The organism is Cloacibacterium rupense (assembly GCF_014645495.1).
In the GTDB taxonomy this organism is placed as follows: domain Bacteria; phylum Bacteroidota; class Bacteroidia; order Flavobacteriales; family Weeksellaceae; genus Cloacibacterium; species Cloacibacterium rupense.
The window spans coordinates 478,647-490,968 of the sequence record NZ_BMLV01000001.1 but is presented as its reverse complement, the minus strand read 5'-3'; the positions used below and the strand labels follow the sequence as shown (position 1 = coordinate 490,968).

Below are 12,322 nucleotides of genomic sequence, written 5' to 3'. Positions count from 1 at the left end.
TATTGTTTTATTTTTATTCAATCGATTACACAAATTTATGATTTTTTTTGATATAAATTTATTTTTACAGATAAATTTCTATATTTTTTTGGATAAGATAATTACTGTTTTATGAACTTTCCTCTAGTAAAATAATCTTTGTTTTTTATTTGGTACAGATAGACCCCATTTTTTAGATTTTCAATGTTTACTATAATTGTTTTCTCTGATGATGAAGTTTTATTAAGAGATATTAATTTTTGTCCGTTAATAGAATAAATTTCAATATTCACATCTTCAAATAGTTTATTTTTAAAATAGAAGGTAAGATTATTTTTAACTAGAGTAGGATAGACATTCACCACATTATTGGTAACTTCATTTGTACTTAGATTGGTACAAGTCCCTTGAGTTACAATGCCAGAAGTGTTTACTTGTAGTGTAGCACCAGCTCCGCAAGTAGCATCAGATACTCTAGATGCAACTTCAGAAACAGGCATTGTAGAATAGGTATAGGATGGTGCATTTACTGTTCCTACATTTGAAGGGACGCTTCCCAAGCAATTGTCAAAATTAATGCTAACAGTACCTCCATCAGTAGAATTATAGTTTTTATAAGCAGTGCCTATTTGAGCAAAATGTGTATTTTGTACATAGCAAGTAGTATTTTGAGCACCACCTCCAAGACCTATTGCTAAAGAACTAGTGACACCAGTTTTGTAATAACAATTTACAATATGTAATTCTGCATTTCTAGCTCTCGGCATCCTTTCTTTGCATCCATCTGCCCAGTAGCAACTCTGAAAAGTAATGCTGTAATGTCCGTCTGATGGATAATCATTAGAATTAGAGCCCAGAAGATCAGAATATCTGTGATCGCTTGAACCACCGGAACCGCCTGCTTTAGCCGGTTTTAGGTAAGTGAATTTACACCAAGAAACCGTAACATTGTCCGAAAGTCCTTTGATGTCAAAATTACCGTCTTGCCCATCTTGAAATTCACAGTGATCTACCCAAAGATTTGTGCATCCATCAGAAGTTAGATTGTCTTGTCCATTAATATCATAAGCGCCAGGGCCTACAAAAATAAGATTTCTAATGATGATATTATTAGAACCTGATTTTAAATAAATAATTCCAGCACCCGGATTGCTTTGGTTTTCATTAATGAGTTTAGCGCCTGGTAAGCCAATGATAGTTTTGTTTTTTATAACTGCGCTAATCGGTTGACCAGATGGTATTAAGATTTCTCCAGAAACTAAAATAACCTTAGCATCAGTATTTGTCATATTACTTTTTAAATCAATATAGTTGGTTACAATAACAGGTGTAGCATTGCCACCACCAGTCGTAGCTGAACCAAAACCTTCGGGAGAGTTAAAAAAATAACTCTGCCCAAAGGTTAAAATGTTAAAAAAAAATATGACTACAAAAAAAATATTTTTCATTTACTACTTTTTATTTGATTAATACTTTTGTTGAAGAGAGACCTTCTATAGATTGAGCTGTTACTATCCAAATACCTTTTGGCAGTGTCAATTTTGTTTCTTTATTTACATTCAGAGTTTTTTGTAAACTTCCAGAGATGTTGTAAATATTTATTTTGGTATTGTTTTTAATGTTCGAGATTAATAAATCATTGCCAATACTATAAATTTTTGTGGAAGGTTTTTCTATGGTATTATTTGTATTTAAAGTACCATTGTTATCCAAGATTGATATTGGGTCCCAATTGTCATTTCCTTTTGTGAAGTTAAATGCTGTAATTGGTGTACCATCATTCAAAATAGGATTAGTAAGGTATGTAGCCCAAGTTGCACGATTAGATGAATTATCAACACCTGATTGCTCTGTAGTTCCATATTCATACATTCCAGATGATGTTCCCCCTAAAGAATTATTCCAGCCGATTGGTACAATTAATGATTTTGTAGCAGTGGTTCTAGCAGAATTAGGATTGTTAGATGTTTCGATAGTTGTATTATAAAAAACTACTTCACTTGTATTTGCTTGCCAAGGTCTGCCAAAATATCCAGGATTTGCTCTATAGTTAGAATTGGTATCTACACCAGCAGTGGTAGAAGTTATTGTACATGCGTACATTAAATATCCGCGACCAGAACTTTGCTGTGCTGCAGTAATATATGCCAAATCATTGGTAGCATCAGTAACATTCATTATTAGTTTTGTTTTGTAGAAAACTGCTGTCATTCCTCCGAAAATGTAATCTACTGCACCTAATATCTCACCTTTATAAACTACAACTCTAGCACCTACACCTCCGAAGAATGTATCTTGTCTTCCTATTACTTTACAATTATTGAGTATCGCTTTATCTGTATTATTGGCAAATGCAATTGCAGCAGCTCTTTCTACGTAGCTTCTTTGTTGTACTGCTACATCACCGAAAGTAGTAGGTCTAGCTCCTGGTGTACCAGATGACCAAGGAACTACTACGTCTTGCGATTCTTTAAGAGAAATATATTGATTAAAAGAATTTTCAAAAATTATATTTTCTGCTTGGAAACCATTGGCATTTACAACTACCGTAGCATTCCAATAAGAACCGTTGGTAGTACCTGCGCCTGTATTAGAATAAGAATAATTACCGTTTTGCAAATTGACATTTAATGTATTTTGATTCCATTTTTGGTTGTTTGCCATGCTATAGTAATTGTATCCATGGCCATAGTAAGATGTGATTCTAACGGCATTAGGGTCTATGTTTACTCCTTTATTTAAGACATTGGTATTAGGTGAAGAAGATGCATTTTTTAAGGTAATGTTAGGCTGAGTAATTACCAACATTTCTTCATAATTTCCCGGATCAATTTCTATGGTTACTCTTTCGTTGTTAGGTCTTACCATATTTGTTATTGCATCTAGTGCAGCATTAATGGTTTGGTATTGTTTGTTATTTCCTACAGTGATGGTAGGAGTATAGGTAACATTTGGAACTACTTTTATTTCAGTAAAATAACTGGTTCCAGTACCGCCTACAGAAATTGTTACAAAACCATCTGTAGAACCATTGTATATGTATTGTGTATTTTCTATGTTAGAAGTACTACCAGAAGTTGTACTGATGGTATTACCACCGTCAATTGAAAAATTAGCTGCATAATAAAAGTATACCAAAACTTTTTGTCCAGCTGTAATAGGAACTAAAATTGTTGCACCAGAGTTAGCCGTTAAATCACCTTGGGATTGTCTTCCAGAAACAGTTCCGTTCAATTGCATTCCTTTGTAATATACTGTGGTATTGCTACTAAAACCTTTGTCATCAAAAGACCATTTGGTAACTGGTTGAAAAGTTATTGTTTTAGAAGCTGCACCATTATTTACTACTAGATTAGAAGTAAGTGCTAATTCTACAGGATAGTTATCTAATCCTAAAGCTTCAATTTTATAAGTTCCATTTCTTAAACTAATATTATTGATATCAGAAAATGTGTAAACATAACCTGCTTCGTTAATATTTGTAAATTTTAATTGAAGACTCGCTTGTTGAGCAGTTGTAAGTCCAGAAGCATTGATAGTAATCGGGAAAACAGGTTTTGCAGTAAACGATAAATCTGAAATTGTATTGGCAGATATATTAACAGAAGATGGCGAAATCTGATAATCATTTACTCCCGTTGTCGTGATGGTGTAAGGTATATTTTGGTCTAAATTAACGGAATATGTACTATTAGCTGTATTTATAATAGGAGTAGGAACATAGACACTACCGCTTGCAGGGGCAGGTGTAAAGGTTAATCCTAAATTGGAAATAGAAGTTCCTAAACCAGTAATATTTCCAGAGAGATTTTCTAATGTAACCTTAGTAATAGCGATATTGTTTGATAGAGTAGAAGAAGCTCCGGTGGTATTTACAGAAGCTCCTGAAGTAATTATATAACCATTAGCTCCTACTAGACTTAGACTATAAGTATATCCTATAGGAAGACTAGCGCTGTAATTATTAGAATTTATTGGTACAGTCCAAGTTTTTCCAGCGGTATTGGTAAATACCAGTGAATAACTGCTAGGGATACCAACTGCATTACTAGTGTCAATATTTCCAGATACAGAAGTATAAGTTGCTTGTTTTCTGTAAATTCTAAAGAAACTTTCTTTTTGTGAAGAATCAGCAATTCTGTACGTTCCAGATGTTTTTGCTACAAAAACTGCTGTAGTTACTGCTCCAGCTGTAGAAGTTGTATTTACCACATCTGATTGTGCAGAAGGATTAGACTCATTTACAAACGTAAGAGTTCCTGTTCCTGTGTCACATCTTGCAATTACAGTTAATTCATCATCTTCGTTAAGATTCATTTTAATATATCTAGTTGAAGGTAGACCACCGCTAAAAGTTATTGTTCCATTTGCATAAACCCTACCAGTGTATGCAGTTACGCTTGCTGTATTGGTGTCGTATCTTGTGAGATTGGTGTTGGAGGTTCTTAATCTATCACTTGTAGGATTTCCCACCCAAGATAAAATGCCTGATGTGAAATTTGGCAATGTCTTACCTGATGTTCCTGGTGTTACACCACTATACCATGCATTAATTGCATTTTCATCTAGCATATTGTTGTAAGTGCTATTGTCTAATTGAACAGCGCCAAAATCCCAAACATCTATGAGTTGGGCATTGCTTAATGAGAACATTAAGAAAGAAAAAAGTAAAATAATTTTTTTCATAATAATTAGTATTTGTGCATTTAGTATGTTTTATTTAATGTTTCCAACCACGTTTTATATTTTTTTAGGACATCATTTGGTTTATTGGTGTACCAATTGTATCCGTTTCTTCTTTCATAGCTAATTTCGTTTAGTGCGTATTTTTTCATCCCAGTTCTATCACAGAAGAAAGGTCTATTGTCTTCTAAATTCATAAATCTTGCCCAGAGTGGTTCTGTGTTTTCACTTTTTACAACCATTTTGTCTGTTTTACCATTTTCTATTTCTATGGTTTCAATTTTTATGTTTGAAATTTTGGTTTTTTCAAACCATTTTACAGCACTATTCACCGCATTAATTACATCTTCTGAAGGATGTTTAATCGACATTAACAATAAAACTATTTTCGCCGATTCTTGTCCGCTTAGTGAAGGTAGTTCAAAAGCTCTTGCTTTAGATGGTAGCAATGTGTTTTCATCGTGCTGGGCGCACCAAGATGTTAAAATTCCATTTTGTTTATATTGAGTTTTTATAATGCAATCGATTCCAATTTTAAAGCTAAAAAATACTTTTTTCTTAATTCTATTGGGGATAGGGATTGGATAAGATTCTTGTTGATCTATAATTTCTTTGAAAAGAAACAATACATTGGTAATAGCATCATCATTATAAGTAATATTGGTATAATACCCTTTTTTTAAAGGATAAAATTGGGGCCAACCTCCGTTTTTGTATTGTGCATTCAATAAGTATTTTAATCCTTTAATGAAAGCCTTTTTGTATTTTTTGTCTGGATGATTTTTATAAATTTTTGATAGAAAAATCATTTCTTGCGTGGTAGCACCATTGTCTATTGTACATTCTGTTAAATTGTTTTTTTTGCTTTTTAAATCTTCAATTTCAGAAATGGTCAGTTTATTTTGCATTTCAATATTTTTGGGCCAGCCACCATTATTTTTTTGATACAACAGTACATTATCTGCAATTTCCTTTGCTTGAAGAGAGTTATACCAAGCATCACTCTCATTAAATATGATATTTTTCCAAGACTTAGAATGGACTTGAGCTTTTAATGATAAACCAATTAGAATTAGGAGAATCGTGAATATAATTTTAATGATTTTCATATTTTTTCGAATCTAATCCAATCTATTTTAATATATCCTGAGTCATTTATAAAACCTTCTCTTTGGGCTATATATCCTATTTTTGCGCCAATCCATTTTCCTTGTTTTATAGAGAAAACATTACCAATAGTTTTATAGTTTGATTGGTCTTCACTATAAGAAAATATACCTTTGCCATCTTCAGTTATTTTAACTCGTAAATAGATTTCTTCGCTTTTAATTTCTGTGGTATTTATTTCTTGTTCTTCAGTTTTCTTGTCTGCGTTTTGGCAGATAATTTGAGAAATAAATAATTTACCATTTATTTTCTTTACTCTAAGATAAGAATAGTCTATTCCCATTAATACCAAACCAAATTCTTCTTCATTTTTAATGAAATTAGAAATTTTGGTAGTAGCAATAAAATTGGGTGAAGAGATTTTTTGTAAAAATAAATTAGGTGCATCAAACAAATTTTTATAATTAGATGTTTTGGGAATACAGTTGAGAAGATAGTACCCTAAACTGCTGGGTAAGCCCCAATTGATTTTTGAATTTGCATGCCATTGCCATTGTAAACCAAATTTTGGTACATTAAATTCATCAGAAGTAGGTGGTGAAATTCTAGGGTAATTTTTTCCTACGTTTGGTTTTTTATATGTTAATAAAGGTTCTCCTATGCCGTCATTATCAGTGTCATTACCAATAATTGGCCAATCATTTTTCCATTTCATTGGTTGTAGATGAACAATTCTCCCTAAAGCACCTTTGTCTTGAAAGTGTATGAACCAATCTTCACCGCTTGGAGTTTGAACCCAAGCTCCTTGGTGAGGTCCATTAATATTGGTTTTCCCTTGTTGTAGAACTTTCTTTTTTTCGTAAGGACCAAAAATATTTTTGGAACGTAGCACTGTTTGCCATCCTGTAGAAACACCACCAGCAGGTGCAAAAATGTAATAAAAATTATCTTTTTTGTATAGTTTAGGACCTTCAATTGTTGGTTCGTCTTGGTGCCCATCTATGATTAAAACATCATCATTATTTGCCTTTGTTCCTTCTGTATTCATGGTGCAAATTGCGAGAATACTTTTAATGCCAGCTCTACTTCCTGCAAATGCAAATGCTAGATATGTTTTGCCATCATTATCCCAAAGTGGAGTAGGGTCAATTAATCCCTTTCCTGCTTTTACTAAAATAGGTTCAGACCAAGATTCTTTTGGTTTTTTAGATTTAATCATATAAATACCATAATCAGGATCTGGATAATAGATGTAAAAATAATTATCATGAAACCTTATACAAGGTGCCCAAACTCCGTTTCCGTGTTGCGGATTAGAGTATTTTTCTACAGGGATATTGTTGTTTAATGCGTACCCTATGATTTGCCAATTAACCAAATCATAAGATTCTAGAATTGGCAATCCTGGCACACAATTAAAAGATGAAGCCGTCATATAATATTTGTCACCAACTAAAATTACATCAGGGTCAGAATAATCACTGTATAAAATAGGATTGGTATATGTTCCGTTATCATTATCTGCATTGTAGAGAATAGGGTTGTTTTTATCTAAATTTTGACCATTTAAATAAGAAATTATCAATGCAAAAAATAAGAGTTGAAACTTATACATTTTGAGAGTAAAATAAAAAACTTGTCAATTAATTTAAAAAGTATCACTTAAAAAATTAATGACAAGTTTAGTTTAAAAATAATTAATCCTAATATCCGTAATCGTTTTTAAGTTGACCATTACTAGAGTCTATAAAAACTTGCCAAATTGGCCAATATTGTCTTGTATTTGGGTCTCTTCTGTAAAGAGAGTTAATTTTAGAATCTGTAATAGAACTCCAATCAAATGAAGTCCATCCGGTTCCAGGATTGGTAACCTCTCCTCTGTTTAGACCATAAATAATAAGTGAAATATTATCTGTATTATACTTGAAATATAGAGTAGAAGGTACATCAGCATATAGTCCTGCGCGGTTTTTGAGGTCTGTTAATTTATTTTTTGCTTCTAGCATTTTATCACCTAAAAGATTCCATCTAATTAGAGCCTGCTTACGTTCCATCTCACCTGTAAATTCGAATTTGTGCTCATCTACAATAGCGTTAAACATTGCTTGTTTTGAAGTAAGACCGTTAACATAATTTTCTACTTTTATAGGTCTATCTGCTACTGCAAAAGCTCTATTTCTGAGTTGTTTAAGGTATGGAGCTGCACTTGTAGGACCTTCTAATTCGTTAGCTGTTTCTGCAGCCATTAATAAAATTTCGGCATATCTCATGTAAATTTTGTTTACACCATCATCGTTAGTAGAAGTAACAAGACGTGTCATCCATTCATATCTATATTTCCCAAAATACCATCTGTTTAGTGCGCCCAATTGTTGTTTTGCAATACCATTAACAGCAGCACCCCATTTGTAAGGAACACAAGTTACATTTCTTCTGGTGTCTTTTTCGTCATAATCATAAAAAACTGTAGGTAATGGACCTCCTTGTCCGCCTCTGTTACTTCCATTTTGATGAAATTGATCATTGGAAGTGTGATTAACTGCAAAGGTAAACAACATACGACCTCTACCAGGAGAGAAAGGTATTTCCCAAAGAGATTCATTGCCTGCAGTTAAAACTTCTTGGTTATATTTTTTCCAGAATGTTTCGAAAGAAGTTTCTAGTTTTGCACTACCACTACTGATTACATCTCTACATTCTTTAAGAGCTAAAGCATACATTTTATCTACTGATAAATCTGGGTCTGTACTTCTCCTGATAGCATCAGGATACTGTTGGTATCCACTTGCTGCCAGTGCTAATCTAGCTCTTAAACCTTTTACAAAAGCTTTATTTATTCTCTCAACAGAAGAAGTTGCAGTAGATGAATTAGGCCAAGGAACTAATTCTGCTGCTTCTCCTAAGTCTTTTATAAGTTGTTTGTAAATTACATCTCTATTGGTTTTAGGAAGATATAAAGTTTCTGTATTTATTGGTTCAAAACGAGCTGGAACATCGCCCCAAGTTTTAAGTAAATCTGCGTAATAAATGGCTCTGAGCGTTAGTGATTCTCCTAACAAATAGCCAAGTTCTGAACCTGGTGTAGGATTACCATAGTTTCTAAGACCTCTAATGCAAATATTAGCTCTCTCTATACCCTGATACATCATAGCCCAAGCGTTATTAGCGGTATTCATTTGACTGTTGGTGGGTTTTGTATCATAAACGCATAAGTCTGCATTATCATTAGAAGTAGATTCAGATGAATTATACCACTCAACATCTGTATTCATACCATACCATGACAATAATCTTCCTCTGTAAGAGTTGGTTTCACCAAAAGGAATTTTAATGCCATCTACAGCACCTTGTGCTAAGCCTGCATTAGAAAAAATTACAGATTCATCAAGAGCAGACTTTGATTCTGACGTTAGTGTTTCATCAGCAAAATCTTTACAAGAGGAAAGTGATAGCAATATTGCAATTCCAGTGTATTTTATAATTGATTTCATTTTTTAATTTTTTTAATTAATTTTAAATATTAATCTGTAAGTTTTAGAAATTAAGATTCAATCCGAATACATATTGTCTACTCTTAGGGTATGGTGAATAGTCCACACCTGGTGTAAGAGGTGTATTTCTTCGTGTATTTACCTCTGGGTCTAATCCAGAATACTTGGTAATTATAAATACATTATTTGCAGTTGCATAAAATCTTATTTTGCTAAGTTTTAGTTTAGAAACTAATGATTTTGGTAAACTATATCCCACAGTAAGCGTATTAAGTCTTATAAAGGAACCATCTTCTACTGCCCAATCTGTTAGTACATATCTTGACATATATGGAGACCACATTGTTGTGTTGGCATTAAGTGCTGTAAGTGCTGCAGGATCTGTAACTAGTGATCCAGTGTTAGGGTCAATATTAGTCCATCTACTTCCATCAGCCATTACATCACTTAAATTTCTAAATTGGCCATTAGGAGAAGATACGGTTGAAGTTGTAAATTCTATTTTATTTGCGTTATAGACATCGTTTCCATAACTCCAGTTAAATGCTGCAGAAATATCAAAGTCTTTTATCGTTGAATTAATTACAAAACCTCCCGTGTGTTTTGGATTGGTGTTTCCTATAATGGTTCTATCATTAGCATCAATAATTCCATCATTATTGATGTCTTTAAGCTTCATAGTGCCTGGTTTTACAGTACCTACAACGGTAGAAGAGTTTGCAATTCCAGATTTTAAAGTATAAACACCACCATTATAGTCAAAATCTGAGACTTCGTATCTGCCATCATTTCTGTAGCCATATATTTGTCCTATTGGTTTACCAACTTCTACTAAAAAGTCATTTCCAATAGCTGTAGAAGCCCAGTTGGTAGATTCTCCGAAGTTATTCATTATCCCTAATGATTTTACTTCATTTTTATTAATACCAATATTGAATGAGAAATTAAGATTATAGTCTGAATTTCTGATGGCATCTAAATTTAATGATGCTTCTATACCTGTGTTTTGTGTTTCTCCCATATTTCTGTATTGGTAATCATAGCCAGTACCTGGAATTGGGAATCTAATTAATAAGTCTTCAGCGTTATTCTTGTATGCTTCTACTGAACCACTTAGTCTACCATTAAATAGTTCATAGTCTAAACCAACATTTTGTGTGACTGTGGTTTCCCATTTTAAATCTGGGTTGGCTAAAATTTTGGATGCAGACCAATAGTTTAAAACATTATTAATCCAAGAGTTTGCAGAAGATTGGAATAGTTGAATGGTCTGTCCTGTAGGGATATTATTATTACCTGCTTCCCCGTAACTTAGTCTTAATTTTAATAATTTAATCCAAGAAACATCATTTAAGAAATTTTCTTCATTCATTTTCCAAGCTAGAGCAACAGATGGGAAATAACCCCAACGGTTGTTGCCTAAAAATTTACTAGAACCATCTGCACGGAATGTTGCCGTTAATAAATATCTATTTTTAAAATCATAATTTAATCTACCAAAGAATGACAATAACTTATCATCTGGAAAATAAAAATTATCAACAGACTGTGGCTTTCCTTGAGATGATAGATTTAATGCATCTTGAAATGAGAAAAATTTTGGAAAACCGTGAACGGTATTGGTTAGAGTATTAGATTGATAATCAATATATTCTTGACCTACCAATAATTTTATTTTGTGATTTTCACCTAATACGTCCTTTAAATCATAATTTAATGTATTTGCAATTCTAAATCTCTTGTCTTCTCTAGAACCAAAAATCAATGCAGGCATTCCTTGATTTTCTACCGCAGGGATATTGTCTACATAATAGGTAGATCTTCCATAAAAACGAGAATCTAAATATCTGTAAAAATCCATACCAACATCTGATTTAAATTGTAAATCTTTGGTGATTTTCCAGCCAATACCTCCTAGTACATTGAAATTTCGCCTCTCTTGACTTCTGTCATTATCAGAAACGGCTAAAAATGGATTTACTAAATATCCGTCTAATGCATCATCTGTATCATCAGTAGTAAGTGCAGGAATGGCAATAGGGGAGTATCCTACACTATGTCTTAGCCTAGCATCTGCTGATGAAATTTCCTTTTGCTCATTTGCTCCACTGCCATTTATTTTTGTGTTTGAATATCTAAAAGTAAAAGAAAGATCAAGTTTATCTGTTGGTTTGTTTTTTAAATTAAATGAGATATTATCTCTTAAAAATTTAGAACCAATCATAATACCTTTTTCATCATATCTTGTGAAATTTAAGCTATAACTGGTTTTTTCACTACCTCCTCTAATCCCTAAATCATAATTTTGGATAGTACCTGTATTTCCATAGATTTCTCTTTGCCAATTGGTACCATTGTAGTTCTTAAAATCATTAATTTTATCCCAAGTTCCAAAATAATTTTCATATGAAGGAATATCTCCTTTAAGAGATGCAAATTCATACTGCCATTTTGCGTAATCATATGGTGATAATACATCTATTTGTCTTGCAAGAAGTTTGAAACCGGTAAATAAATTAAAATTTACATTGAGTTTACTGCCTTCTTTTCCACTTTTTGTAGTAACTAAAATTACACCATTAGAACCTCTAGAACCGTAGATTGCAGTAGAAGAAGCATCTTTTAGAATGCTAATGTTTTCTATGTCTGATGAGGATATATCATTTAAACTATTTACTGGGAATCCATCTACAATGATAAGAGGTGAGCTATCTTGAGTGATAGAGCCTCCTCCACGTACTCTTAAAGTAATATCTGCATCTGGAGAGCCTTCTGTAGAAGAAACTCTAACACCAGCAATTTTACCAGTTAATGCTTCTGCAACATTAGAAATAGGAACTTTTTTAAGGTCAGTTCCAGAAACTGTAGCTACAGAACCTGTAAGGTCACTCTTTTTTGTAGAACCATATCCAATCATTACAACTTCTTGGATTGTTTTCTCTTTTAGACTATCTCTCTTTGGTTTAGTCTGAGCTTGTAATTCTGGAAATGAAAATAATGCAAGAACTGCAACACTATATTTCAAGCTAGGGGTAAGTAAATTTTTGTATTTCATAATTTAC

6 protein-coding genes are annotated in these 12,322 nt (G+C 32.7%); all 6 read right to left on the bottom strand.

The features are described 5' to 3' along the window. Nucleotides 1-101: 101 nt before the first annotated feature. Nucleotides 102-1,427, bottom strand: a complete 1,326-nt coding sequence (locus IEW40_RS02210) for a T9SS type A sorting domain-containing protein (RefSeq protein ID WP_188616444.1) — start codon at nt 1,425-1,427, stop codon at nt 102-104. A 10-nt stretch (nt 1,428-1,437) separates the two neighbouring features. Continuing rightward, nucleotides 1,438-4,665 carry a pectinesterase family protein gene (locus IEW40_RS02205; RefSeq protein ID WP_188616443.1) on the bottom strand — a complete coding sequence of 1,076 codons (3,228 nt, stop codon included), beginning with the start codon at nt 4,663-4,665 and terminating at the stop codon, nt 1,438-1,440. 20 nt (nt 4,666-4,685) lie between these two features. After that, nucleotides 4,686-5,771 carry a pectate lyase gene (gene pelA, locus IEW40_RS02200; RefSeq protein ID WP_188616442.1) on the bottom strand — a complete coding sequence of 362 codons (1,086 nt, stop codon included), beginning with the start codon at nt 5,769-5,771 and terminating at the stop codon, nt 4,686-4,688. Continuing rightward, nucleotides 5,768-7,384, bottom strand: a complete 1,617-nt coding sequence (locus IEW40_RS02195) for a glycoside hydrolase family 43 protein (RefSeq protein ID WP_188616441.1) — start codon at nt 7,382-7,384, stop codon at nt 5,768-5,770. Before IEW40_RS02195 ends, pelA begins: the two co-directional genes overlap by 4 nt. Before the next feature lie 88 nt (nt 7,385-7,472). After that, complete coding sequence (locus IEW40_RS02190) at nt 7,473-9,260, bottom strand: RagB/SusD family nutrient uptake outer membrane protein (protein ID WP_188616440.1); 1,788 nt, start codon at nt 9,258-9,260, stop codon at nt 7,473-7,475. Nucleotides 9,261-9,303: 43 nt separating this feature from the next. Continuing rightward, nucleotides 9,304-12,315, bottom strand: a complete 3,012-nt coding sequence (locus tag IEW40_RS02185) for a SusC/RagA family TonB-linked outer membrane protein (RefSeq protein WP_188616439.1) — start codon at nt 12,313-12,315, stop codon at nt 9,304-9,306. Nucleotides 12,316-12,322 lie beyond the last annotated feature (7 nt).

What these genes read in the sequence shown, in the direction of transcription:
- IEW40_RS02195 (WP_188616441.1), bottom strand. Translation starts at nt 7,384, where the DNA reads ATGTATAAGTTTCAACTCTTATTTTTTGCATTGATAATTTCTTATTTA.
- pelA (WP_188616442.1), bottom strand. Translation starts at nt 5,771, where the DNA reads ATGAAAATCATTAAAATTATATTCACGATTCTCCTAATTCTAATTGGT.
- IEW40_RS02210 (WP_188616444.1), bottom strand. Translation starts at nt 1,427, where the DNA reads ATGAAAAATATTTTTTTTGTAGTCATATTTTTTTTTAACATTTTAACC.
- IEW40_RS02190 (WP_188616440.1), bottom strand. Translation starts at nt 9,260, where the DNA reads ATGAAATCAATTATAAAATACACTGGAATTGCAATATTGCTATCACTT.
- IEW40_RS02205 (WP_188616443.1), bottom strand. Translation starts at nt 4,665, where the DNA reads ATGAAAAAAATTATTTTACTTTTTTCTTTCTTAATGTTCTCATTAAGC.
- IEW40_RS02185 (WP_188616439.1), bottom strand. Translation starts at nt 12,315, where the DNA reads ATGAAATACAAAAATTTACTTACCCCTAGCTTGAAATATAGTGTTGCA.